Raw genomic sequence first — 23,639 nt, forward strand, 5'->3', positions numbered from 1 at the left:
TTCCTTCAGTGCTCTGCATGACTCTCAGAACTCCAGCCCGTGCTCGCGCGCGGCGTCAGCCAGCGCGGCGATGCGGCCGTGGTAGTCGTAGCCGCCCCGGTCGAAGACGACCTTGGCGATTCCGGCTTCCTTGGCCCTGGCCGCGACCAGCTCGCCCACCTTGGCAGCGCGAGCCTTCTTGTCGCCGTCCAGCGCGCGGATGTCCGCCTCCAGGGTGGAGGCCGAGGCCAGGGTGTGACCGGCGAGGTCGTCGATGACCTGCGCGACGAGGTGCCGCGAGGACCGGGTGACCACCAGACGCGGGCGCTCCGGGGTTCCGCTGATCTTCTTGCGGAGCCGGAAGTGCCGACGCGTACGGGCCACGCGACGCAGGGTGGAGACGTCCTTGCCTGCGCGCTTGCGCTTGACGGTTGTTGTCTCGCTCATGCTCACTTACCCGTCTTTCCGACCTTGCGGCGGATGTTCTCGCCCGCGTAGCGCACGCCCTTGCCCTTGTACGGGTCCGGCTTGCGCAGCTTGCGGATGTTCGCCGCAACCTCGCCGACCTGCTGCTTGTCGATGCCCTGGACCGAGAACCGGGTGGGGGACTCGACGACGAAGGTGATGCCTTCCGGCGGAGTCACCTTCACCGGGTGGCTGTAGCCGAGCGCGAACTCCAGCTCGGAGCCCTTCAGCGCCACGCGGTAACCGACGCCGTGGATCTCGAGCTTCTTCTCGTAGCCCGCGGTCACACCGACGACCATGTTGTTCACCAGGGTGCGCGACAGACCGTGCAGCGCGCGGCTGCGACGCTCGTCGTTCGGGCGCTTGACCTGGAGCACGCCGTCCTCGTCCCGCTCGATGAGGATCGGCTCGACCAGGGTGTGCGCGAGAGTGCCCTTGGGGCCCTTCACGGTGATGCTGGGGCCGTCGATCTTGACGTCCACACCGGCGGGCACGGGGATCGGGAGCTTACCGATACGCGACATGTCTACTCCCCTCCCTTACCAGACGTAGGCGAGGACTTCCCCGCCCACACCCTGCTTGTTGGCCTGCCGGTCGGTCAGCAGACCGGTCGACGTGGAGATGATGGCAACGCCCAGCCCGCCCAGCACCTTCGGCAGGTTGGTGGACTTGGCGTAAACCCGCAGACCGGGCTTGGAGACGCGCCGGAGGCCGGCGATGCTCCGCTCACGGTTGGGGCCGTACTTGAGCTCGACGACGAGATGCTGGCTCTTCTCGCCCTGCTCGGTCCGGTGGCCGGAGATGTAGCCCTCGCGCTGCAGGATGTCGGCGATCGACGCCTTCAGCTTCGAGTGCGGCATCACGACCTGGTCGTGGTACGCCGAGTTGGCGTTGCGCAGACGGGTGAGCATGTCTGCGATCGGATCGGTCATCGTCATGGTGACCTTGTCAACCTTTCTCGCCGGGGTTCCCGCACGGGCCTACGGCGAAGTGGAAATCAGCGGGGCGTGGGCCAGGCAGCCTGGATCACCAGGAGGACTTGCTCACGCCGGGAAGCTCGCCCCGGTGCGCCATCTCGCGGAGGCACACCCGGCACAAGCCGAACTTACGGAAGACCGAGTGCGGACGGCCGCAGCGCTGGCAGCGGGTGTAACCCCGCACCTTGAACTTCGGCTTGCGCGCGGCCTTCTGGACAAGCGCCTTCTTCGCCATGAATCAGTTCTCCTTGAACGGGAAGCCCAGGAGCTTCAGCAGCGCCCGGCCCTCCTCGTCGGTGCCGGCGGTGGTGACGACGGTGATGTCCATACCGCGCGGGCGGTCGATCGAGTCGGGGTCGATCTCGTGGAACATCGACTGCTCGTTCAGACCGAACGTGTAGTTCCCGTTGCCGTCGAACTGCTTCGGGGACAGACCGCGGAAGTCACGGATACGCGGCAGCGCGATGGTCAGCAGCCGGTCCAGGAACTCCCACATGCGGTCGCCGCGCAGGGTGACCTTCGCGCCGATCGGCATGCCCTCGCGGAGCTTGAACTGCGCGATGGACTTGCGCGCCTTGCGCACCTCCGGCCGCTGGCCGGTGATGGTGGCCAGGTCGCGGATGGCGCCCTCGATCAGCTTTCCGTCGCGGGCGGCGTCACCGACACCCATGTTCACGACGATCTTCACCAGGCCGGGGATCTGCATCCGGTTGGCGTAGACGAACTGCTCCTGCAGCGCGCCCGTGATCTCCTCGCGGTAGCGGCCCTTGAGCCGCGGAGCGATCTTCTCTGCGGTCGTCATGATCAGATGTCCTTACCGTTCCGCCGCGAGATACGGACGCGACGACCCTCGTCGTTGGTGCGGTAACCAACGCGGGTGGGCTTGCCGTCGGAGTCCACGACCATCACGTTGCTCACGTGGATCGAGGCCTCCTGGGTCACGATGCCGCCGGTCTGGGCGCCACGCTGGGTCTGCGAGACCCGCGTGTGCTTCTTGATCCGGTTGACACCTTCGACGAGGACGCGGTCGGTGTCCGGGTAGGCCTGGATGACCTTGCCCTTGGCGCCCTTGTCCTTGCCGGCGATGACGACGACCGTGTCGCCCTTTTTGATCTTCATGTCAGAGCACCTCCGGCGCCAGCGAGATGATCTTCATGAACTTCTTGTCACGCAGCTCGCGGCCGACCGGGCCGAAGATGCGGGTACCGCGGGGCTCGGTCTCGTTCTTGATCAGAACGGCCGCGTTCTCGTCGAACCGGATGTAGGAACCGTCCGGACGGCGACGCTCCTTGACCGTGCGAACGATGACCGCCTTGACGACGTCACCCTTCTTCACGTTGGCGCCGGGGATCGCGTCCTTGACGGTGGCGACGATGACGTCGCCGATACCCGCGTAGCGACGCGACGAACCACCGAGAACGCGGATGCAGAGGATTTCCTTCGCACCCGTGTTGTCGGCGACGCGCAGTCGCGACTCCTGCTGAATCACTTGCCTTCTCCTTGACCCATACTGGCGTGCCAGATTTCCGACCTGACACGCGCGGTCCCGTCCCGCTCGCGCGGGGCGGTGGTGTTACTTGGCCTTCTCGAGGACCTCGACGAGCCGCCAGCGCTTGGTCGCCGACAGCGGCCGGGTCTCCATCAGCAGCACGCGGTCGCCCACGCCCGCGGTGTTGGCCTCGTCGTGCGCCTTCACCTTGGTGGTGGTGCGCAGGACCTTGCCGTACAGCGGGTGCTTCTTGCGGTCCTCGAGCGCGACCACGATCGTCTTGTCCATCTTGTCCGCGACAACGTAGCCCTCGCGGGTCTTACGGTTGTTGCGCACGTCAGTGCTCTCGACATTCTCGCTCATGCTGCACCTTCACCTTCAGCGGATGCCGCGACCTCGTCCGGCGAGACGGACAGGCCCAGCTCACGTTCCCGCATCACGGTGTAGATACGGGCGATCTCGTGCCGGATGGCACGCAGACGCCGGTTGTTGTCGAGCTGCCCGGTCGCCATCTGGAAGCGGAGGTTGAACAGCTCCTCCTTGGCCTCCCGAAGACGCAGCACGAGCTCCTCGTTGGTGAGCTCACGCAGCTCGGAAGCGGTGTTCGTCGCTGCCATCAGAACTCACCACCCTCACGCGTGACGATGCGGCACTTCATCGGAAGCTTGTGGATCGCGCGGCGGAGCGCCTCGCGGGCCACGGTCTCGTTCGGGAAGCTCATCTCGAAGACGACGCGACCCGGCTTGACGTTGGCCACCCAGTACTCCGGCGAACCCTTACCGGAACCCATGCGGGTCTCGGCAGGCTTCTTGGTGAGCGGGCGGTCCGGGAAGATGTTGATCCAGACCTTGCCGCCACGGCGGATGTGCCGGGTGATGGCAATACGAGCGGACTCGATCTGCCGGTTGGTCACGTAGGCCGGCTCCAGAGCCTGGATGCCGAACTCGCCGAACGTGACCCTGGTGCCACCCTTGGCGGCGCCGGAGCGGCCGGGGTGGTGCTGCTTGCGGTGCTTGACCCTGCGCGGGATGAGCACGACTCAGCCCTCCGTCTTCTCAGCCGCGCTGCCGTTGCCGGACTCGGCCGCGGCGGGGGTGGTGTCGACCGGCTCGGTCGCGGCCTCGGCCGCGGCGCGCCCGGCCTCGGTGCTGGTCGGCGTGGTGCCGGAGGCGCCGGAGCGACGACGGCTCGGACGCTCGCGCCGCGGGGCGCGGTTGTCCGGTGCCGCGGCGGCGACGGTCTCGCGACGGCCGCCGATGACGTCACCCTTGTAGATCCACACCTTCACGCCGATCCGGCCGAAGGTGGTGCGCGCCTCGTAGAGGCCGTAGTCGATGTCCGCGCGCAGCGTGTGCAGCGGGACGCGACCCTCGCGGTAGAACTCCGAGCGCGACATCTCGGCACCGCCGAGGCGGCCACCGCACTGCACCCGGATGCCCTTGACCTGCGGCGAGCGCATGGCGGACTGGATGCCCTTGCGCATCGCGCGCCGGAAGGACACGCGGTTGGACAGCTGCTCGGCGACCATCTGGGCAACCAGCTGGGCGTCCGACTCGGGGTTCTTGACCTCGAGGATGTTCAGCTGGACCTGCTTCTTGGTGAGCTTCTCCAGCGCACCGCGAATGCGGTCGGCCTCCGCGCCGCGGCGACCGATGACGATGCCGGGACGAGCGGTGTGGATGTCGACGCGAACCCGGTCCCGGGTGCGCTCGATCTCCACCTTCGAGATACCGGCACGCTCCATGCCGCGGGCGAACATCTTGCGGATCTTGACATCCTCCGCGACGTACTCCGCGTACTGCTTGTCTGCGTACCAGCGGGACTTCCAGTCGGTGGTGATTCCCAGCCGGAAGCCGTGCGGGTTGATTTTCTGGCCCACTACCGGCCACTCCCCTTCACGCTGGACTTGCGAGCCTTGCTGACCACCTTCGGACGGGACTCCACCTCGACGGTGATGTGGCTGGACCGCTTGAGGATCCGGAACGTGCGCCCCTGGGCGCGCGGCTGGATCCGCTTCATGGTCGGCCCCTCGTCAACGAACGCCGCGCTCACCCAGAGGGTGTCGGGGTCGAGTTCGAGGTTGTTCTCGGCGTTGGCCATGGCACTGGCGAGCACCTTCGCCACCGGACCGCTTGCGGCCTGCGGCGCGAACTGGAGCACGGCCAGGGCTTCCTGGGCGTTACGGCCCTTGATCAGCTCGACCACGCGACGCACCTTCATGGGCGTCATGCGGACGTAGCGGGCCCGCGCCACTGCGCGCGGAAGCTGCTCCACGCCTGCGGCATCGTTACCCATTGCTGTTACCCCTTGCTCTTTGTTCGTGTCACTGGCCGACTCAGCGGCGACGCGACTTCCGGTCATCCTTGATGTGGCCCTTGAAGGTGCGGGTGGGGGCGAATTCGCCCAGCTTGTGCCCGACCATGGACTCGGTGACGAACACCGGGACGTGCTTGCGGCCGTCGTGCACCGCGATGGTGTGACCCAGCATGTCCGGGATGATCGTGCTACGACGGGACCACGTCTTGATCACCGTCTTCTTGCTGCCCTCGTTCTGCGCGTCCACCTTCTTGAGCAGGTGGTCGTCAACGAAGGGGCCCTTCTTCAGGCTGCGAGGCATCCTTCACTCCCTTCCTGCTCAGCGCTTCTTACCGGTGCGACGACGCCGGACGATGAGCTGGTCGCTTGCCTTGCGGCGGCGGGTCCGGCCTTCGGGCTTACCAGCGGGGTTCACCGGGTGGCGACCACCGGAGGTCTTGCCCTCACCACCACCGTGCGGGTGGTCGACCGGGTTCATGGCCACACCACGGACGGTCGGGCGCTTGCCCTTCCAGCGCATGCGGCCTGCCTTGCCCCAGTTGATGTTCTGGTGCTCGGCGTTGCCCACCTCGCCGACGGTGGCGCGGCAGCGCACGTCGACGTTGCGGATCTCGCCCGAGGGCATCCGCAGCTGGGCGTAGGGGCCGTCCTTGGCCACCAGCTGAACGCTGGCGCCCGCGGAACGGGCGATCTTGGCTCCACCACCGGGTCGCAGCTCGATCGCGTGGATCACGGTGCCGACCGGGATGTTGCGCAGCGGCAGGTTGTTGCCCGGCTTGATGTCGGCCTTGGGGCCGTTCTCAATCGGGTCGCCCTGGCGCAGGTTGTTCGGCGCGATGATGTAACGCTTCTCGCCGTCCACGTAGTGCAGCAGCGCGATGCGTGCGGTGCGGTTGGGGTCGTACTCGATGTGCGCGACCTTGGCCGGCACGCCGTCCTTGTCCGCCCGGCGGAAGTCGATCAGCCGGTAAGCACGCTTGTGACCGCCGCCCTTGTGCCGCGTGGTGATCTTGCCGTGCGCATTACGGCCGCCATGGCCGTGCAGCGGGCGGATCAGCGACTTCTCCGGGGTGGAACGAGTGATCTCGGCGAAGTCCGAGACGCTCGAGCCACGACGACCCGGGGTCGTAGGCTTGTATTTGCGGATGCCCATCTCTAACGCGTCCTCAATCCCTTAGGCGGCCGGGCCGCCGAAGATCTCGATGGCCTTGCTCTCGGCGGACAGCGTCACAATCGCGCGCTTGGTGTCCTTGCGCTTGCCATACCCGGTGCGGGTCCGCTTGCGCTTGCCCTGGCGGTTGATCGTGTTCACGGACACGACCTTCACACCGAAGACCTTCTCGACAGCAATCTTGATCTCGGTCTTGTTGGCGTCGGGAGCCACGATGAAGGTGTACTTACCCTCTTCGAGCAGCCCGTAGCTCTTCTCCGAGATCACCGGAGCGAGCAGGATGTCGCGGTAATCGGGGATCACTTGTCACCCTCCTCTGCGACGACCTCGCTGGCGCGAGCGCTGGCCTTGACCGAGTGGCCCGAGGTCGGACCGGCGATGTAGAGCGCCAGTGCGTCCCTGGTGAACACCACGTCGTCGTTGACGAGCACGTCGTAGGTGTTCAGCTGGTCCTGCACGAGCACGTGGACGTTGTCCAGGTTGCGCAGGCTGACCCAGGTGAGCTCATCCGCACGAGTCACCACGACGAGCGTGCGCTTGCCGGTGCTGATGGACTCGATGATGCGGCGGGCGCCCTTGGTCGACGGCGCGTCGCCCTCGACCAGCGAGGTCAGCACGTGCAGACGGCCGTTGCGCACCCGGTCGGAGAGGGCGCCACGAAGAGCGGCGACCTTCATCTTCTTGGGCGTCCGCTGCGAGTAGTCCCGCGGCTTCGGGCCGTGCGAGATGCCACCACCGGAGAACTGCGGCGACCGGGTCGAGCCCTGACGGGCGCGGCCGGTGCCCTTCTGCCGGTACGGCTTCTTGCCACCGCCGGAGACCTCGGCACGGGTCTTGGTGCTGTGCGTGCCCTGCCGCTTGGCGGCCAGCTGCGCGGTCACCACCTGGTGCATCAGCGGGATGTTCGCCTGAACGTCGAACAGCTCCGCGGGCAGCTCGATGGTGCCTTCGGTCTTGCCGTCCGGGGTCCGGACGTCAACGCTCACGGTCATCACGCACCACCCTTCGCGGCCGTCTTGACCAGCACCAGTCCACCCTTGGGGCCGGGAACGGCGCCCTTGATGAGCAGCAGGCCGGTCTCGGCCTCGATGCGGTGCACGGTCAGGTTCTGGGTGGTCACGCGGGCGCTGCCCATGCGGCCGGCCATGCGCACGCCCTTGAACACTCGGCCAGGGGTGGCGCAGCCACCGATGGAACCGGGCGAACGGTGCTTGGCCTGGGTGCCGTGGGACGCGCCGAGGCCAGCGAAGCCGTGCCGCTTCATGACACCCGCGTAGCCCTTGCCCTTGCTGGTGCCGACCACGTCGACCACGGCGCCGGCCTCGAACAGCTCAGCGGTGATCTCCTGGCCGACCTCGTACTCGGCGGCGTCAGTGGTGCGCACCTCGACCAGGTGGCGGCGCGGAGTCACGCCGGCCTTGGCGAAGTGGCCGCTCACCGGCTTGTTGACCTTGCGGGGGTCAATGGCGCCGAACGCCAACTGCACGGCCGAGTAGCCGTCATTCTCCTGCGTACGGACCTGAGTCACCACGCACGGCCCGGCCTTCACGACGGTCACCGGAACGATCCGGTTGTTCTCGTCGAAGACCTGGGTCATACCGAGCTTGGTGCCCAGAATCCCCTTGATCTGCCTGTCAGACATGGGTCTCGTTACTTCCTCGCCCCAAAAATCGAACGGTGCGTCCGGCTGTTACTGGATGTTGACGTCGACGCTCGCCGGCAGGTCGATGCGCATGAGCGCGTCCACCGTCTTCGGCGTGGGGTCGAGGATGTCGATCAGACGCTTGTGGGTGCGCATCTCGAAGTGCTCCCGCGAGTCCTTGTACTTGTGCGGGGAGCGGATGACGCAGTAGACGTTTTTCTCCGTGGGCAGCGGCACCGGCCCGACCACGCGAGCGCCGGTGCGCGTCACGGTTTCCACGATCTTGCGTGCGGACGCGTCGATCGCCTCGTGGTCGTAGGCCTTGAGCCGGATGCGGATCTTTTGTCCCGCCATGGTGGCTTGCCGTTCCTCTTCTCGTACCGCTGCGGTGCTGGCCAGCTGTGCCTTGGCCCGCTCTGGGGTCTTGGCCGCGCCAGGCGCCGCCTCTGTTGAGATGTCACGGTTCCCGGTCCACGCGGTCGGGCGTGTCGCGCCGTGAGGCACAGACCGGTCCCACTGACTTGAACCTGTGGGATGGGCCGCTAGGCCCGGGTCCTGCTGTCCTGGCTACGTACGCAAAGCAGCTAAGCCTCACGAACGCGGGACTACTCGTGGTGGGGCGGCCAGACGATCCATCTTGCCTGGCCGCCCCAACGAGCAACCCATACAGGATGCCACACCGGAGTATGGCGATCCAAATCGGGGCCGTGACGGGGAGAGGCAGCTCACGCCACCTCTCCCCCTGACATCACTTGACGATCTTGGTGACCTGGCCCGCACCAACGGTGCGGCCACCCTCGCGGATGGCGAAGCGCAGGCCCTCCTCCATGGCGATCGGCTGGATCAGCGCGACCTTCATGGCGGTGTTGTCGCCGGGCATGACCATCTCGGTGCCCTCGGGGAGGGTCACCACGCCGGTCACGTCAGTCGTCCGGAAGTAGAACTGCGGACGGTAGTTGTTGAAGAACGGCGTGTGACGGCCACCCTCGTCCTTGGACAGGATGTAGGAGGTCGCCTCGAACTCGGTGTGCGGAGTGACCGAACCCGGCTTGCAGATGACCTGGCCGCGCTCGACGTCCTCGCGCTTGATGCCACGGACGAGCAGACCGACGTTGTCACCGGCCTGGCCCTGGTCCAGCAGCTTGCGGAACATCTCGACACCGGTGACGGTGGTCTTCGCCGACTTCTCCTTGATGCCGACGATCTCCACCTCCTCGTTGACGTTGATGACGCCACGCTCAACACGACCGGTCACCACGGTGCCGCGGCCGGTGATGGTGAAGACGTCCTCGACGGGCATGAGGAACGGCTTGTCGATCTCGCGCTCCGGCTGCGGGATGGACTCGTCCACCGCGTCCATGAGCCCGATGAGCTTCTCGCCCCACTCCTTGTCGCCCTCCAGCGCCTTCAGCGCGGAGACGCGGACCACGGGGAGGTCGTCGCCCGGGAACTCGTACTCGGAGAGCAGCTCGCGCACCTCGAGCTCAACGAGCTCCAGGATCTCCTCGTCGTCCACCATGTCGGCCTTGTTCAGGGCGACCACGATGTACGGCACGCCGACCTGACGGGCCAGCAGCACGTGCTCCTTGGTCTGCGGCATCGGGCCGTCAGTGGCGGCCACCACCAGGATCGCGCCGTCCATCTGCGCGGCACCGGTGATCATGTTCTTGATGTAGTCCGCGTGACCCGGGCAGTCCACGTGCGCGTAGTGGCGCTTCTCGGTCTGGTACTCGATGTGCGCGATCGAGATGGTGATACCGCGCTGCTTCTCCTCCGGCGCCTTGTCGATCTCGTCGAACGGCGTGAAGGGGTTCAGGTCCGGGTACTTGTCGTGCAGAACCTTCGAGATGGCCGCGGTCAGCGTGGTCTTCCCGTGGTCAATGTGACCGATGGTTCCGATGTTGACGTGCGGCTTCGTCCGCTCGAACTTCGCCTTCGCCACTGGATTGTCCTCCTGGACTTCTTGTCTTGCCGCCGTGCCAACTGATCGTGGTCGGTCCGGCGATATCAGGGCCGGAGTGCGGACCCTGGGGAAGGCTCCCCGATTTTGGCCCACACGGGACGTGCGGTTCCGGCTGGAGCCTGCCCGGTCTCAGGTCGAGACCGGGCGGGCTCCCGGGGTCACTCCCCCGTCGCCTTCGCGATGATCTCCTTCGCCACGTTCTGCGGAACCTCGGCGTAGGAGTCGAACTGCATCGAGTAGTTGGCGCGACCCTGCGTCTTGGAACGCAGGTCGCTCACGTACCCGAACATCTCCGACAGCGGCACCAGCGCGTTGACCACGCGGACACCACTGCGCTCGCCCATGGACTGGATCTGCCCACGGCGGGAGTTCAGGTCGCCGATGACCTCACCCATGTAGTCCTCGGGGGTGGTCACCTCGACCGCCATGACCGGCTCGAGCAGAGCGGGGCTGGCCTGACGGGCAGCCTCCTTCAGCGCGATGGAACCGGCCACCTTGAACGCCATTTCCGAGGAGTCGACCTCGTGGTAGGCGCCGTCGATCAGGGTCACCTTGACGCCGACCAGCGGGTAGCCCGCGAGCACGCCGTACTGCATGGCGTCCTGCGCGCCCGCGTCCACCGAGGGGATGTACTCCCTGGGGATGCGGCCACCGGTGACCTTGTTGTCGAACTCGTACATCGCGCCTTCGGCGGTGTCCAGCGGCTCGACGGTGATGATCACCTTGGCGAACTGGCCGGAGCCACCGGTCTGCTTCTTGTGCGTGTAGGAGTACTTCTCCACCTTGCGGCGGATGGTCTCGCGGTAGGCGACCTGCGGCTTGCCGACGTTCGCCTCGACCTTGAAGTCGCTCTTCATGCGGTTGACCAGCACCTCGAGGTGCAGCTCACCCATGCCGGAGATGACCGTCTGACCGGTCTCCTCGTCGAGCTGGACCTGGAAGGTCGGGTCCTCCTCGGCGAGCTTCTGGATCGCGATGCCCAGCTTCTCCTGGTCGGCCTTGGTCTTCGGCTCGATCGCGACCTTGATGACCGGGTCCGGGAAGGTCATCGACTCAAGGATGATCGGCTTCTGCGGGTCGGCCAGCGTGTCGCCGGTGGTGGTCTCCTTGAGACCGGTGACGGCGTAGATGTGGCCGGCCGCCGCGTCGTCGACCGGGTTCTCCTTGTTCGCGTGCATCTGGAAGAGCTTGCCCAGACGCTCCTTGCGGTCCTTGGTCGCGTTGATCAGCTGAGCGCCCGCGGCGACCTTGCCCGAGTACACCCGGATGTAGGTCAGCTTGCCGAAGAACGGGTGCGTCATGATCTTGAACGCGAGGGCCGAGAACGGCTCGGTGGCGTCCGCGTTGCGGACAGCCTCGGTCACGCCGTCCTGCAGCGTGCCCTTGACCGACGGCACGTCCAGCGGGGTCGGCAGGTAGTCGACCACCGCGTCCAGCATCGGCTGCACGCCCTTGTTCTTGAAGGCGGAGCCGCACAGGATCGGGTAGGCCTGGCTGTTGATGGTGATGTGCCGGATGCCGGCCTTGATCTCCTCGATGGTGAACTCGCCACCCTCGAGGTACTTCTCCATCAGCGCGTCGTCGGTCTCGGCCACGGCCTCGACCAGCGCGAGGCGGTACTCCGCGGCGCGCTCGGCCAGGTCGGCCGGGATCTCCTCGACCGCGTAGTCCTCACCCTTCTTGGTGTCGCCACGCCAGGTGAGGGCCTTCATCTGGACGAGGTCGACGACACCCTCGAAGTCGCTCTCAGCGCCGATCGGCAGCTGGATGACCAGCGGCTTCGCGCCCAGGCGCTCCTTGATGGTGCGCACGGTGAAGTAGAAGTCGGCGCCCAGCTTGTCCATCTTGTTGACGAAGCAGACACGCGGCACGTCGTACTTGTCGGCCTGGCGCCACACAGTCTCGGACTGGGGCTCGACGCCTTCCTTGCCGTCGAAGACCGCGACGGCGCCGTCCAGGACGCGCAGCGACCGCTCCACCTCGACGGTGAAGTCGACGTGACCCGGCGTGTCGATGATGTTGATCTGGTGGTTGTTCCAGAAGCAGGTGGTCGCGGCGGAGGTGATCGTGATGCCGCGCTTCTGCTCCTCCTCCATCCAGTCCATCGTCGCCGCACCGTCGTGCACTTCACCGATCTTGTAGTTCTCACCGGTGTAGTACAGGACGCGCTCGGTCGTGGTGGTCTTGCCCGCGTCGATGTGGGCCATGATCCCGATGTTGCGGACCTTGGCCAGGTCAGTCAGCACGTCGCGTGCCACGGGTCTTCCTCGTTTCCTGATTGCGTGAGGCGCGCGTTGTCAAGCGCGGGAAGGCGGATGGCGCCTGTCGGCCCCATCCGCCACGTCATCACCAGCGGTAGTGCGCGAAGGCCTTGTTGGACTCGGCCATCTTGTGCGTGTCCTCGCGGCGCTTGACGCTCGCCCCGAGACCGTTGCTGGCGTCGAGCAGCTCGTTCATCAGGCGCTCGACCATGGTCTTCTCACGGCGCTGACGGGAGAAGCTCACCAGCCAGCGGAGCGCGAGGGTGGTGCTGCGCCCAGGCTTGACCTCGACCGGCACCTGGTAGGTGGCGCCACCGACACGACGGCTCTTGACCTCGATGGTCGGCTTGACGTTGTCGAGCGCGCGCTTGAGGGTGACGACCGGGTCGGCGCTGTTCTTCTCGCGGGCGCCCTCGAGCGCCTTGTACACGATCTTCTCCGCGACCGACCGCTTGCCGTCGACAAGCACCTTGTTGATCAGCTGGGTGACCAGCGGGGAGCTGTAGACCGGGTCGGAGATCAGCGGCCGCTTGGGGGCAGGACCCTTGCGAGGCATTAGCTCTTCTCCTTCTTCGCGCCGTACCGGCTGCGAGCCTGCTTGCGGTTCTTCACGCCCTGGGTGTCGAGCGAACCGCGCACGATCTTGTAGCGAACGCCGGGGAGGTCCTTCACACGGCCACCGCGCACGAGCACCATCGAGTGCTCCTGCAGGTTGTGGCCCTCACCGGGGATGTACGCCGTGACCTCGATCTGGCTGGACAGCTTGACGCGAGCGACCTTGCGCAGCGCCGAGTTCGGCTTCTTCGGGGTAGTGGTGTAGACGCGGGTGCACACACCGCGCCGCTGCGGGCTCCCCTTGAGCGCCGCGGTCTTGGTCTTCGTGACCTTGTCCTGCCGGCCCTTGCGGACCAGTTGCTGGATCGTGGGCATGGACCGTCTTTCTCTGTTCGCCTCTGGTGTGTCCGGTGGTTATGCGGGGCTCCTCCGTAACCCGAGGTCGGGCGTGTCGCCCGATTCCGCGCCCCATTTCCACCTGAGACGTCCCACTGGGATTGGGAGGATTCCGCGCGTGTCGCCTAGAAGTCAGCCCGGCTGCGACACACGAGCTGCGCCTCTCAGGCACGCGGAGCGGCCCGACGCAAGTCGGGCACGAGTAGCAAAGATACCTGGCTCCTACCTGGAGGGTCAAAACGGGGGCCGCCCCGCCTGTGGATACTCCCCGCGCAGGTGGTGGCGGGTGTGGATGCGCCGGATCGACGCACACCGTAACCGGCTTCACGGTAGCTTCCCTGTGACCCCGCCCGCCGCCGCGGTGGCCCACCAGCACTAGGAGTACCCGCATGTTCGACTTCGACGCAGAGAACGCCGAGCTGGAGGCACGCAACGCCCAGCTGCGCGATCGCGTCGACGACATGATGCGTGACCTGCGGGAGAAGACCGACAACCTGCGCGAGGCGCAGGCCAGGATGGCCGCCGTGGTGGGCGAGGCCAGCTCACCCGATGGTGTGGTGACCGCCACGGTCGGGGCCAACGGCGTGCTGAGCAAACTGACCCTCTCGCCGCGCGCCTTCGAGCGGGTCACCCCGGAGAGCCTGGCCAGGACCATCACCGGCGTGGTGCGCGAGGCCGCGGCCAACGCGCAGGAGCAGATCCAGGAGGAACTGGCCCCGCTGGCCACCGAGGACGAGCCCATGATCGACCTGCCGGACCTGCTGCCCGGCGCGCCCTCGCTGCAGGACCTGTTGCGGATCCCGCCGGTGGAAGAAGTGACGGAGAACACGAAACCGGCGCACCGCAGGCCGGAGTCGGAGGAGGACGAGGACGGCTACGGGTCGGTGTTCCGGAAGGACGGTTGGTGATGTCCGGCAAGACGCGGCAGAACGCCGACGGCATCCGGGCCGGAGCGGGCAGGCTCAGCCGGGTGGGCGACGACCTGGCCAAGGCGGCCACCAGCCTGCAGTCGGCGCTGACCGGTGAGGGGCAGTGCTGGGGCAACGACGAGTCCGGCCAGGCCTTCGCCAAGGACTACGTGCCTGCCGCGGACGCGGTGAGCAAGGGCATCGCCGACGTCGCGCAGGGTCTGATCAACGTGGCCAAGGGCCTCAACGACCAGGCGACCACCATGGAGCAGGCCGACACCGGCGGCGCGGCGAACCTCAAGGCGAGTGGCAGTTGAGCAGGGGCGCGCGCCGCTAGCGGCGGGATGGGGAGCACGAGCTCGTGGGAATCGAACTGCCTGGCTGGCTGCAGTGGCTGGCGCCCATCGTGGTGGGCTCGGAGTGGCCGGAGGGTGACGAGACCGCGCTGATGCGGCTCAGCCAGGCGTGGGAGAAGGCCTCGGGCGACGTCGAGAGCGCGCTGCGCAACGCCGAGAACGCCGTCCGTGAGGCCCGCTCGCACATGGAGGGCGACGCGGCCAAGGCCTTCGACGAGTTCTGGAAGAAGCTGGCCCAGGGCGGCGAGGGCGCCTTGCCCAAGCTCCAGGAGCTGACCAAGACGCTCAGCTCGGCCTGCAAGAACTGCTCCTTGCAAGTCGAGTACGCGAAACTGTCCATCATCGCGGCGCTGATCCTGCTGGCCGCGCAGATCGCGGCCATGATCGCGGCCGCCTTCGTCAGCTTCGGCGCGAGCACCGCGGGCATCCCGGTCGCCCAGATGGCGACCAGGGTGGTCGTGCAGGGCATCTTCCGCAGGCTGATCCAGACCATCGTGCAGCGCTTCGGCACCAACCTGCTGCGCCGCCTGGTGATCAACGTGGGCATCGAGGTGGCCGCCGGGGTGGCCATCGACGCCGGTGTGCAGCTGTTCCAGATGGCCAAGGGCAGCCGCGACTCCTGGGACACCAGCCTGACCATGGACGCGGCCAAGTCCGGCGCGATCTCCGGCCTGGTCGGCGGCGCGGTCAGCGGCGGCATGGGCAAGGCCTTCGGTGACGGCGTCGGCGACGGCATCGGCAAGACCATGGGCAAGAACGCGCTGGAAGAGGGCCTGACCGGGATGGGCTCGGCGGCCGCGGAAGGCGCGCTGAGCGGCAACTTCGACCTCAAGGACGTGGCCCTCGGCGGCACCTCCGGCGCGGTCTCCGGCGGCCTGGGCGGCGCCAAGGAGAGCTTCGACGCCAGGTCCATGGCCAACCTGGCCTCGCTGGACACGAACCTGGGCAACGTGGGCGGCACCGGCGACGGCGGCCGCGCGGCGCCCCCGTCGGCACCGCCCGCGCCCGACCTCTCCGGGCCGAGTCCGAGCCCCAGCCCGAGCCCGAGCTCCAGCTCCAGTTCCGGTGACTCGGGCGGCGGCTCGGGCGGCGGACCCGGTGGTTCCGGCTTCAGCGGTGGTTCCGGCGGCGGCTCCGGCGGCGCGCACAGCGGCGGACCGGGCGGCGGCTCGGGTGACGGACCGGCTCCCCGCGGCAACCAGGACAGCACCTCGACCTCCGGCGTCGCCCCGCCAGAGGCCCCGCCGGTGCGCCCGCAGAGCGACGGTGGTCCGCAGGGCCAGCCCGCGCAGGGTCCGGCGCACCAGCAGCAACAGCAGCCGCAGTTCGGCCCGTCCGGCCAGCAGCCGCAGGGCACGCCGCCACCGGGCGGTCAGCCGCCTGCGGGTGGCGGCACGCCCGCGCCGCGCGGGCCGATGGGTGGCACGCCGCCGATGGGCGGCGGTCCCAGCCCGACCCCGGGCGGCGGTCCCTCGCCGTCGGGTTCCGGGCCGGCGCACTCGCCGAACACCGCGGGCCCCAGCCCGACCCCGAGTTCAGGGCCGAGCCAGTCGCCCGGCACCAGCCCAGCACCCGGCTCCGGCCCGACCCCCGGTTCCGGCCCCACGCCGGGCTCCGGCCCCACTCCCGGCCACACGCCTGGTCCGGGTCCCTCGCCGACCCCCGGCGGCCAGCCCGGCCACGCCCCCGGCACGCAGCCCGCCCCTGGCGCGCACCCGCCGGCGGGCCACGTCGGCGTGCAGCCGGTGCCGGGTGGAGTCGTGGGCCGTCCCGGCTCGGCTCCGGGCTTCGGCCCCGGTTTCGGACCAGGCTTCGGCCCGACGCCCGGCCCCGCTCCCGCTCCGCCACCGCCCGGCCAGCCGCCCGCGCCGCCGATGAACCTGCGCCAGGACGGCGCTCCGGCCATGACCCCGGACACGGCGCTGGTCACCACGCCGCCGATCCAGGTGGACGGCCCGGCCGCGCCGCCGCCCACGCGTCCGGCCGGTCCGCCTCAGCACGGTCCGGTCTCGCCTGGCGAGCAGCCGCCCGCGCGGCCCGCGCCGGTGACCGCCGACGAGGCGCCCGCGCCGCGCAGGCCCGCGCCGCTGCCGGACCACCTGGCCGGGCTGGAGCCCAAGATCCAGCGGTCCCAGGCCGGGATCGTGTTGCACGCCTTCGAGGACCGGTTCTCCTCCGGTTCGCACGCCAGCATGCGGGTGGCGGCCGATCCCGGCCGGTTCACCGTGGACCTGCACGGTTCGGCGAACCAGGTCAAGGTCGGCGACCAGCAGCTGTCCGCGCGCGACCTGGCCGACATCATCCGGTCGAACCCGGACTGGGACGGGCAGCAGCCGATCCGGTTGATCTCCTGCCAGACCGGTGGCGGCGAGGACGGGTTCGCCGCCCAGCTCTCCCGCGAGCTCGGCGTCGAGGTGCTGGCGCCGACCAAGGACGCCTGGGTCGACGCCAACGGCAACGTCTTCGCCAGCAGCGCGCACCTGGACACCCGGCCGGGCCGCGAGTACAGCCCCGGCTGGCCGCCCAACGGCGAGTGGGCCACCTTCCGGCCGGATGGCACCAGCCAGCCGCACAACCAGCCGCACCCGCCCGGCCACGCGCCGACCTGGGGTGACAACCCGCCCAGCACGAGCCCGCGCGAGGTCTGGCGGCGCGGCGAGCACGAGCCAGCGAACAGCTCGATGGACCCGCGCCGGTTCCAGCCGCCACAGCCGCACGCCACCCCGCCGCCGGGCAGTCCGCCAGAGCCGCCCGACACCGTCCACAGTGGACCTGATGAGTCGTCCACTGTGGACACTCAGCGACCGGATGTCGAGCCGCCGCAAGCCGATCCGGATCCACTTCCGGAGTCCACAGAGGACCGTCCGCAGGAGTTCGCGCCCGACGGCGACTACCTCGGCAACCCGGACTACCAGGCGAGCCAGGCCGATCTCGAGCACATGCTCGCCTCCGACTACGGGCGTCAGCTCTTCGCGCAGGACATGGCGGACATGCGCGAGCTGGCCGAGTCCCGGCCGGAGCTGCGCGCGCTGCTGGAGCGGGTGCCCGCGGAGCAGGTCGCGGCCCTGTTCGGCTACACGGTGGACCACTCCTTCCGCGAGTTGAACGCGGCGCTGCGGCACGGCGATCCCGAGGCGCTGGCCAAGTTCGACGGCCAGATCCGGATGATCACCTCGGCGCTCAACGAGATGCCGGCCTTCGAGGGCCGGGTCACCCGCAACGTCTACTTCGACAACCCGGCGCACATCGACCTCATGGTGCAGGGCTACGAGCCGGGGTCGGTGATCACCGAACGCTCCTTCACCAGCACCACCGCCGGTGAGCGCAGCCCGGTCGGTGGCCAGGTCAAGATGGTGATCAACTCGCTGACCGGCCGGGACATCACCACGGCCGCGCTCAAGTCCGAGGGCGAGGTGCTGTTCGCGCCGGGCACCAGCTTCGAGGTGACCGCCAGGTACCAGGACGCCAAGGGCCGCTGGGTCATCGAGATGACCGAGGTGCCCACCCCGCGCAACCCGGACGGCTCGCTGGTCAACCCGCCGATGGCCAAGCTGCCGGACGTCCCCGCGCCGAAGTCCACGCTGGCCGACTCCCTGGCCACCGGCGACCGGCTGAGCCCGCTGTCGGCCCGCCTGGACGCTCCCGTCCCGGTGCCGGCCCGCCCGGACGTGCCACCGCCGAGCCAGACGGTCCGCCAGGACGCCCCGCCGCAAGCGCCGCCGCGGCAAGAACCGCCCGTCCAGCCCTCGGCCGGACCGCTTCCCGGCACCGCTCGACCCGACCTGCCGCCAGCCGCGCCCGCGGACCTGCCGCCAACCGGTGGTCCGGTCCGGTCCGACCTGCCCCCAGCGGGCGGCCCGGCCCGGCCGGATTTGCCGCCAGCCGCTGGACCGGCTCGCACCGACCTGCCACCTCCCGGCGGTCCGGCTCGCACCGATCTGCCCCTTTCGGGCGGCGCGCCTCGGCCCGACCTGCCACCGCCCGGTGGACCCGCTCGGCCCGACCTGCCGCCAGCGGGCGGACCGGTCCGGTCCGACCTGCCCCCTCCCGGCAGCGCTCGCCCGGATCTGCCGCCCCCCGGCCCACGTCCCGAGGCTGGACCGCCCCGGCAAGACGCCCCGGCCCAGCCGCTGCGCCAGCCCGGACAACCGATGGTCCGGCACACCCTCCCGCCGGAGGGCCCCGGGCCGCGGTTCGATCCGAACCAGGGCAGGCCGCAGTTCGGCGCGCCTGGTCGGCCGGTGGACCCGAACGCGCCCACCCCGCCGCAGGGCTTCCCGCGCCACGGTGACGGCCGGACTTCCCTGCCGCCGCAGGGTTTCCAGCAGCCTGGTGGGCCGCAGCGCCAGGTGGACCCGAACGCGCCGACCCCGCCGAGGGGTATGCCGCCGCAGGGGCAGCGGTTCGCGCCGCCGCCCGGGGGGTTCCCGCCGAACCAGCCGCCGCGTACCGGTGGGCCGCGCCGGGACCTGCCGCCGATGGCGCCGGGACAGGGTGGCCACCCGCCGATGCCGCCGCGGCACGACGGTGGACCGCGCCGGGATCTGCCGCCGGCCGGTGGTCCGCGCCGGGACGCTCCCGCCGGTTTCCCGAACCGGGACAACACCGGTCGCGCGCCCGTGCCGCCGCCCGGCCGGATGCCTCCCGGCCGAGTTCCCCCGGGTCACACCGTGCCGCCGCCTGGTGTCGCCGGGCCGCGCTTCGACGCCCCGCCGCCTCGCCCGCCCGCGCCGGTGTTCCAGCCGAACCGGTTGGACCAGGGCAGCCAGCGGGATCCGCGCACCGACTTCGGCATGGACCGCTCGCAGCCGACCAGTTTTGGGCCGGTCGGTTCCGACTACGTCGATCCGCGGGTGCAGGCCGAGCGGCAGGCGCAGCAGGACCGGGCGAACTACGACGCCAAGATGCGCGAGCTGGAGCAGCGCGCGCGGCGGGACGAGATCGACCCCAGGGACGAGATCGCGCTCAAGCACTGGAAGGCGGAGCAGGCCCAGCTCAACGCGCAGCCGAGCCAGCAGGTCCAGCCGCCGTCGGACCAGGCGCTGCCGCGGCCGACCAGGGAACGGCCGCTCGGCGAGCTGCTGAACTTCAGGCGGGACCCGGAGAGCCTCGGACTGCGCGACGGCGACCTGGACCTGATGCACCGCACCAGGTCCGGGATGTCGATCTACCCGCCGCACCAGGGTGCGCACCTGGACTCCGCCCGGCTGGTCCGGCCGGATCCGCACCGGTTCACCGTCGACCTGCACGGCGGGCCCAACTCGGTCCAGTTCGGCCGCGGCCGGGTGGACGCGAACACGCTGGCCGAGGTGATCAGGGCCAATCCGGACTGGAACGGCCAGCCGATCCGGCTGCTGTCCTGCCAGACCGGGCACCAGTTCGCCGCGCAACTGGCCGCGGCGCTGCAGGTCCCGGTCACCGCGAGCCGGTCCGACGTCTGGGTCGACACCAAGGGCAACGTCTTCGCCAGCAGCAACATCGCCAGCGACGGCTCGCCGCCGCGGCCGGGCTGGCCGCCGAACGGCGAGTGGGTCACCGTTGACCCCAGGGGCAACGAGCACCCGCACCACGGCGGCTTCGTGCCGGGCGACCCTGGTGTGTGGGGCCCCGAGGGCCCGCAGGATCCCGGGGCCGGGGCGTTCCAGCGCGGTGCGGACACCGACAGCGCGCCGGAGCCGGTGGACCCGCCGGATGGCAGGCAGGCCGACCCGGTGCCGGGCGAGCACTACACGTTCACCGACGGCACCGACTACGAGACCCAGTACTCGCACGCGCAGCTGGACAACTCGACCGGTTTCCCCGCGCGGCTGGACGACCTGCTCGGCAACGCCAGCGCCGAGCTGGGTTTTGAGGTCACCAGGGCGGACTTCGAGCGGATCCGCAACACCCCGATCGAGGACTTCACGCCGGACGACGCGGTGGTCATGCACGCCATCCGCGACCAGGTCCAGGCGGCCTCCGGGGACATGCTGCAGCGCGCGCTGACCGCGGAAGCGGCCACGAACCTGTTGCTGAACAAGGTGATCCCGCCACCGCCGGACCCGCAGGCCGGCCGGTTCGGCGTGCCGAACGAGACCAAGGGCTTCACCGCCAGGTACAGCGACGTGGCGCACCTGCGCACGCCGGCCGAGGTGATCGAGGGCCTTCGGCTGGACTACACCGACACCGGCTACGAGGGCCGCAACGGGCGGCCGCCGTACGAGTTCGGTGACGAGAGCGTGGTCTCGCTGCGGTTCCCGTTCGACCCCGGCACGGTGGATGAGGCCGACGGCTCGACCCGGCAGCGGACGCCGCAGGAGGCCATGCCGGTCGCCTACGGCAACCACGCGGCGGGCGCGCCGTTCCCGATGGGCGGCAGCACCACGGTCGACCCGCCCTTCGCCGGGCACGGGTTCACCGGCAGCCGGGACAACCCGGTGCCGGAGTTCGAGCTGTCCGCGCACCCGTTCACCGAGCCAGCCGAGATCTGGCTGACCAACCGCGACGGCGAGACCACGCTGCTCGGCGCGTACGACCCGGCCACCGGCCAGTGGAAGATCACCGCTGAGGGCGAGGCCTACACGCGGGCGCAGGAGCAGCGGGTGGCCGACTTCCAGGCCGCCAAGGCCGCGGCCGAGGCGGCTCCCCCTGCCGACCGCGGCGATGACGACCCGGAGGACCCACCGGCGGCCACCGGCACCGCCGAACCGCCGCCGGGCGGGCCGCCACCGCCGCCACCGGCCTTCGCCATGCCGGAGAACACCGACGCCACAACGGAATCCGCCGCCGAGTCCACAGTGGACACTCCGGCAGTGGAGCCGGGCGCGGACCGGGCACCCGAGGACGAGGCCGTGGACGACCCGGTCACCGACACCCAGGACGGTCCGACCGAACCCGAGCCGCCGCTGTCCGAGCGCGTCGGCGACCCGGAGGCGGAAGCCCGCCGGGACGAGGCCGTGGACGCCGCCGCGGACCGGCTGGGCATCACCGACCCCGAACAGCGGGCGGCGCTGGCCGACTCCTACGAGGTGGCCAGGGAGTACACCGCGCCGGTGATCGTCGACCTCGCCGTGCGGATGGTGGACGACCTGCGGGAGATGGTCGCGGACAACCCCGAGCACCGGGTGGTCTTCCTCGGCCGGGACGGGCACAGCCTGGCGCTGGCCGCGCGCACCCTGGACCCGGAGTTCTTCGACCGGCACTGCGGCGAGGTGGTGCTCTCCAGGGCGGTGGCCGAGACCGCGGTGCTCGACCTCGAGCGCAGCACCGGCAGGCCGTTCGAGGGCATCGAGGCCTTCCGGGACAGCCGCAAGATCGACGAGAGCCTGGTGGACGGCGCCTACGAACGCCTCACCGACTACCTGCGCGCCAGCGGCGTGCCGGTGGACGAGGCGGGGGCCTCGATCAGCCTGGTGGACACCAGCTACAAGGGCACCGTCCAGGAGCTGCTCTCCGCGATCTACGACGAGGCCAGCTTCCAGGGCCACTACGCCTTCCACGGCCAGGAACCCACCGACCCGCACCCGGACAACAAGAAGGGCTACGCGGTCGACCTGGGGCCCGATGAGGGCCAGGGCAGGCCACTGGACGAGCTGCCGACCGACCCGGGCCGCACCTTCGCCCACCAGGACGCGATCGGCATCATCGAGGAGACCCTGCACGGCACCCTGTCCAGCCCGCGCGGGGTGGGCGCGGAGGGCCCGGCCCAGGTGCCTTCGCGGCAGGAGGCCGATCCGCTGGCCGGGCTCAACCCGCTGCGGGTGGCCGCGCCGTTCACCGACCCCTCGGTGCGCGAGGGCGCGATGGAGGTCAACCTGCGCGCGGTCGGCGACTGCGCCGCGCACGTGGCGGACCGGCGGGCCGAGGGCGCGGACTGGCGGGGCGAGCTGACCGCCTCGGCCGAGCACGGCCGGGACGGGGTGCGTTCCTGGGTCGGCCAGGACGAGGCCACCGACCCGCGGTTCGAGCGGGTGATGGACTCGCTGGTGCGCAGGCACGACAAGAAGTCGGTCAACCAGATCATGGCCGTCATCGACTCGGCCGGGCTGACCGGGGAGCAGGCCCAGCGGGTGTGGGCCGCCTACGATCAGTGCGGCTCCAAGCAGGAGCGCAAGCAGTTCGCCCAGGCGTTCGAGGAGAACCCCGCGATGCTGGAGGGGTCAACCGGTGGGTGAGATCAGCGAGGACTTCGACTACGACATCAACGAGGCGCGCCAGGCGCTGATCGAGCTGAACACCCGGTTCGGCCTGCCGGCGACCCCCGGTCTGGACGCGCCGTTCCCGGCCTCGCAGCAGGGCGCCCCGCTGATCGTGGACACCGACGCGGGCGGCGACCCGGACGACGCGATCGCGCTGGTCGCCGCCGCCACGCTGCCCGAGCTGACCCTGGTGGTGACCACCGACGAGCTGCCCGGCGGCCGCCGCGCCCGGTTCGTCCGGCTGCTGCTGGACCTGCTGGGCAGGCCCGAGGTGGCCGTGGTGACCGGCCGGGACCTGGGCAACACCCGGCTGGACTGCATCGACGGGCTGGTGCCCGCTGAGGTGCCGGCGCAGCGCGAGGACGTGGTGGACGCGGTCACCGCGGTGTGCGACCGCTACCAGGGGCCGGTGCGCTGGGCCGGGCTCGGCCCGATGTCCAACCTGGCCGAGGTGCTCACCACCCGTCCCGAGCTGGCCGAGCGGCTGGTCATCACCCAGATGGGCGGGGCGCTGAACTACCGCGACCCGGAGCGGGCCGAGCACAACGTGCGGATGGACCCCGAGGCGGCCAGGGTGGTGCTGGCCAGGGCGAACCAGCCGCGGCTGGTGCTCTCCGACGTGACCTTCACCCCGGAGCTGGAGATCCGCGCGAGCGAGGACCTGCACCGGCGGCTGGCCGCGCCGCAGGCCCCGGTGTGGGCCAGGCTGCTGGCCGCGCACCTGGGCCAGTGGTTCACCCGCTTCCACCCCGGCACCATCCAGCACGACGGCCTCGCGCTCACCGCCGCGTTGCAGCTGCCCTTCGTCCGCCTGGTCGCCAGGACCGTGACGCTGGATGAGATCGGCCGGATGAGCCTGGCCGACGGCGGCGCCGAGGTGCTGCTGACCAGGGCCGCGGACTACCCGGCGTTCAACCGCTGGCTCGGCATGAAGTTCGACGCGCTGCTCGACGACTCCACGGTGACCAGGTAGCCGATGGCCGG

General features: G+C 69.8%; 26 protein-coding genes. 4 read left to right on the forward strand and 22 right to left on the reverse strand.

All coding sequences use genetic code 11. The annotated features are described in order from the left end of the window. Positions 1–24: 24 nt before the first annotated feature. The 22 genes from rplR to rpsL all read right to left on the reverse strand — a co-directional run bounded on the left by rplR (position 25) and on the right by rpsL (position 13,193). Positions 25–432 (reverse strand): 50S ribosomal protein L18, encoded by a 408-nt coding sequence (rplR, locus tag N8J89_RS38385; RefSeq protein ID WP_252480564.1) that lies wholly within the window; start codon positions 430–432, stop codon positions 25–27. Continuing rightward, complete coding sequence (rplF, locus tag N8J89_RS38390) at positions 429–968, reverse strand: 50S ribosomal protein L6 (RefSeq protein WP_283661797.1); 540 nt, start codon at positions 966–968, stop codon at positions 429–431. The genes rplR and rplF overlap by 4 nt, the downstream gene beginning before the upstream one ends. 15 nt (positions 969–983) lie before the next feature. Continuing rightward, the gene (rpsH, locus tag N8J89_RS38395; protein ID WP_247755558.1) at positions 984–1,382 is read right to left on the reverse strand and encodes a 30S ribosomal protein S8; all 399 of its coding nucleotides are present in this window, start codon (positions 1,380–1,382) and stop codon (positions 984–986) included. A gap of 88 nt (positions 1,383–1,470) precedes the next feature. Beyond that, positions 1,471–1,656 (reverse strand): type Z 30S ribosomal protein S14, encoded by a 186-nt coding sequence (locus tag N8J89_RS38400; RefSeq protein WP_185000420.1) that lies wholly within the window; start codon positions 1,654–1,656, stop codon positions 1,471–1,473. Positions 1,657–1,659: 3 nt separating this feature from the next. Then, complete coding sequence (gene rplE / locus N8J89_RS38405; protein WP_252480562.1) at positions 1,660–2,223, reverse strand: 50S ribosomal protein L5; 564 nt, start codon at positions 2,221–2,223, stop codon at positions 1,660–1,662. Positions 2,224–2,225: 2 nt separating this feature from the next. Next, positions 2,226–2,540 (reverse strand): 50S ribosomal protein L24, encoded by a 315-nt coding sequence (gene rplX / locus N8J89_RS38410; RefSeq protein WP_252480561.1) that lies wholly within the window; start codon positions 2,538–2,540, stop codon positions 2,226–2,228. A gap of 1 nt (position 2,541) precedes the next feature. Next, positions 2,542–2,910, reverse strand: coding sequence for a 50S ribosomal protein L14 (gene rplN / locus N8J89_RS38415; protein WP_209707277.1), 369 nt, complete (start codon positions 2,908–2,910; stop codon positions 2,542–2,544). Between the two features lie 84 nt (positions 2,911–2,994). Further along, entirely contained in the window at positions 2,995–3,273 is a 279-nt protein-coding gene (rpsQ, locus tag N8J89_RS38420) for a 30S ribosomal protein S17 (protein ID WP_283661798.1), read from the reverse strand. Further along, on the reverse strand, positions 3,270–3,527 hold the full coding sequence (gene rpmC / locus N8J89_RS38425; RefSeq protein WP_185000428.1) for a 50S ribosomal protein L29: 258 nt from the start codon (positions 3,525–3,527) through the stop codon (positions 3,270–3,272). The genes rpsQ and rpmC overlap by 4 nt, the downstream gene beginning before the upstream one ends. Beyond that, entirely contained in the window at positions 3,527–3,946 is a 420-nt protein-coding gene (gene rplP / locus N8J89_RS38430) for a 50S ribosomal protein L16 (RefSeq protein ID WP_185000430.1), read from the reverse strand. The genes rpmC and rplP overlap by 1 nt, the downstream gene beginning before the upstream one ends. A 3-nt stretch (positions 3,947–3,949) precedes the next feature. After that, positions 3,950–4,789, reverse strand: a complete 840-nt coding sequence (rpsC, locus tag N8J89_RS38435) for a 30S ribosomal protein S3 (protein ID WP_252480559.1) — start codon at positions 4,787–4,789, stop codon at positions 3,950–3,952. After that, entirely contained in the window at positions 4,789–5,205 is a 417-nt protein-coding gene (rplV, locus tag N8J89_RS38440) for a 50S ribosomal protein L22 (RefSeq protein ID WP_252480558.1), read from the reverse strand. The genes rpsC and rplV overlap by 1 nt, the downstream gene beginning before the upstream one ends. 40 nt (positions 5,206–5,245) lie before the next feature. Next, entirely contained in the window at positions 5,246–5,527 is a 282-nt protein-coding gene (gene rpsS, locus N8J89_RS38445; RefSeq protein WP_252480557.1) for a 30S ribosomal protein S19, read from the reverse strand. Between the two features lie 18 nt (positions 5,528–5,545). After that, the gene (gene rplB, locus N8J89_RS38450) at positions 5,546–6,379 is read right to left on the reverse strand and encodes a 50S ribosomal protein L2 (RefSeq protein WP_247755555.1); all 834 of its coding nucleotides are present in this window, start codon (positions 6,377–6,379) and stop codon (positions 5,546–5,548) included. A gap of 21 nt (positions 6,380–6,400) precedes the next feature. Continuing rightward, positions 6,401–6,700, reverse strand: a complete 300-nt coding sequence (gene rplW, locus N8J89_RS38455) for a 50S ribosomal protein L23 (RefSeq protein WP_283661799.1) — start codon at positions 6,698–6,700, stop codon at positions 6,401–6,403. After that, on the reverse strand, positions 6,697–7,389 hold the full coding sequence (gene rplD, locus N8J89_RS38460) for a 50S ribosomal protein L4 (RefSeq protein ID WP_252480555.1): 693 nt from the start codon (positions 7,387–7,389) through the stop codon (positions 6,697–6,699). Before rplD ends, rplW begins: the two co-directional genes overlap by 4 nt. Continuing rightward, complete coding sequence (gene rplC, locus N8J89_RS38465) at positions 7,389–8,039, reverse strand: 50S ribosomal protein L3 (protein WP_252480554.1); 651 nt, start codon at positions 8,037–8,039, stop codon at positions 7,389–7,391. Before rplC ends, rplD begins: the two co-directional genes overlap by 1 nt. A gap of 48 nt (positions 8,040–8,087) precedes the next feature. Next, the gene (gene rpsJ, locus N8J89_RS38470) at positions 8,088–8,393 is read right to left on the reverse strand and encodes a 30S ribosomal protein S10 (protein ID WP_003938093.1); all 306 of its coding nucleotides are present in this window, start codon (positions 8,391–8,393) and stop codon (positions 8,088–8,090) included. Positions 8,394–8,787: 394 nt separating this feature from the next. Beyond that, positions 8,788–9,981: an elongation factor Tu gene (gene tuf / locus N8J89_RS38475; protein WP_252480553.1), complete on the reverse strand. Its 1,194-nt coding sequence runs from the start codon at positions 9,979–9,981 to the stop codon at positions 8,788–8,790. Positions 9,982–10,160: 179 nt separating this feature from the next. Beyond that, the gene (gene fusA / locus N8J89_RS38480; protein WP_283661800.1) at positions 10,161–12,260 is read right to left on the reverse strand and encodes an elongation factor G; all 2,100 of its coding nucleotides are present in this window, start codon (positions 12,258–12,260) and stop codon (positions 10,161–10,163) included. Positions 12,261–12,348: 88 nt separating this feature from the next. Continuing rightward, entirely contained in the window at positions 12,349–12,819 is a 471-nt protein-coding gene (gene rpsG, locus N8J89_RS38485) for a 30S ribosomal protein S7 (RefSeq protein ID WP_252480551.1), read from the reverse strand. Further along, positions 12,819–13,193, reverse strand: a complete 375-nt coding sequence (rpsL, locus tag N8J89_RS38490; RefSeq protein WP_086785056.1) for a 30S ribosomal protein S12 — start codon at positions 13,191–13,193, stop codon at positions 12,819–12,821. The genes rpsG and rpsL overlap by 1 nt, the downstream gene beginning before the upstream one ends. 410 nt (positions 13,194–13,603) lie before the next feature. On the opposite strand from rpsL, the gene N8J89_RS38495 reads away from it, so the two are divergent. The 4 genes from N8J89_RS38495 to N8J89_RS38510 are packed head-to-tail and all read left to right on the forward strand — an operon-like array spanning position 13,604 to position 23,628. Further along, on the forward strand, positions 13,604–14,122 hold the full coding sequence (locus N8J89_RS38495; RefSeq protein ID WP_283661801.1) for a YbaB/EbfC family nucleoid-associated protein: 519 nt from the start codon (positions 13,604–13,606) through the stop codon (positions 14,120–14,122). Beyond that, a complete protein-coding gene (locus N8J89_RS38500) occupies positions 14,122–14,439 on the forward strand; it encodes a hypothetical protein (protein WP_252480549.1) in 318 nt (105 codons plus the stop codon). The genes N8J89_RS38495 and N8J89_RS38500 overlap by 1 nt, the downstream gene beginning before the upstream one ends. 44 nt (positions 14,440–14,483) lie before the next feature. Beyond that, a complete protein-coding gene (locus N8J89_RS38505; protein WP_283661802.1) occupies positions 14,484–22,631 on the forward strand; it encodes a DUF8616 domain-containing protein in 8,148 nt (2,715 codons plus the stop codon). After that, positions 22,624–23,628 carry a nucleoside hydrolase gene (locus N8J89_RS38510; RefSeq protein WP_283661803.1) on the forward strand — a complete coding sequence of 335 codons (1,005 nt, stop codon included), beginning with the start codon at positions 22,624–22,626 and terminating at the stop codon, positions 23,626–23,628. The genes N8J89_RS38505 and N8J89_RS38510 overlap by 8 nt, the downstream gene beginning before the upstream one ends. Positions 23,629–23,639 lie beyond the last annotated feature (11 nt).

Origin of the sequence: Crossiella sp. CA-258035 (assembly GCF_030064675.1) — a bacterium.
In the GTDB taxonomy this organism is placed as follows: domain Bacteria; phylum Actinomycetota; class Actinomycetes; order Mycobacteriales; family Pseudonocardiaceae; genus Crossiella.

Coding starts and splice junctions, on each gene's coding strand:
- rplF (WP_283661797.1), bottom strand. CDS start 968: ATGTCGCGTATCGGTAAGCTCCCGATCCCCGTGCCCGCCGGTGTGGAC.
- rpsH (WP_247755558.1), bottom strand. CDS start 1,382: ATGACGATGACCGATCCGATCGCAGACATGCTCACCCGTCTGCGCAAC.
- N8J89_RS38400 (WP_185000420.1), bottom strand. CDS start 1,656: ATGGCGAAGAAGGCGCTTGTCCAGAAGGCCGCGCGCAAGCCGAAGTTC.
- rplE (WP_252480562.1), bottom strand. CDS start 2,223: ATGACGACCGCAGAGAAGATCGCTCCGCGGCTCAAGGGCCGCTACCGC.
- rplX (WP_252480561.1), bottom strand. CDS start 2,540: ATGAAGATCAAAAAGGGCGACACGGTCGTCGTCATCGCCGGCAAGGAC.
- rpsQ (WP_283661798.1), bottom strand. CDS start 3,273: ATGAGCGAGAATGTCGAGAGCACTGACGTGCGCAACAACCGTAAGACC.
- rpmC (WP_185000428.1), bottom strand. CDS start 3,527: ATGGCAGCGACGAACACCGCTTCCGAGCTGCGTGAGCTCACCAACGAG.
- rplV (WP_252480558.1), bottom strand. CDS start 5,205: ATGGGTAACGATGCCGCAGGCGTGGAGCAGCTTCCGCGCGCAGTGGCG.
- rpsS (WP_252480557.1), bottom strand. CDS start 5,527: ATGCCTCGCAGCCTGAAGAAGGGCCCCTTCGTTGACGACCACCTGCTC.
- rplB (WP_247755555.1), bottom strand. CDS start 6,379: ATGGGCATCCGCAAATACAAGCCTACGACCCCGGGTCGTCGTGGCTCG.
- rplD (WP_252480555.1), bottom strand. CDS start 7,389: ATGACCGTGAGCGTTGACGTCCGGACCCCGGACGGCAAGACCGAAGGC.
- rplC (WP_252480554.1), bottom strand. CDS start 8,039: ATGTCTGACAGGCAGATCAAGGGGATTCTGGGCACCAAGCTCGGTATG.
- rpsJ (WP_003938093.1), bottom strand. CDS start 8,393: ATGGCGGGACAAAAGATCCGCATCCGGCTCAAGGCCTACGACCACGAG.
- rpsG (WP_252480551.1), bottom strand. CDS start 12,819: ATGCCTCGCAAGGGTCCTGCCCCCAAGCGGCCGCTGATCTCCGACCCG.
- rpsL (WP_086785056.1), bottom strand. CDS start 13,193: ATGCCCACGATCCAGCAACTGGTCCGCAAGGGCCGGCAGGACAAGGTC.
- N8J89_RS38495 (WP_283661801.1), top strand. CDS start 13,604: ATGTTCGACTTCGACGCAGAGAACGCCGAGCTGGAGGCACGCAACGCC.
- N8J89_RS38500 (WP_252480549.1), top strand. CDS start 14,122: ATGTCCGGCAAGACGCGGCAGAACGCCGACGGCATCCGGGCCGGAGCG.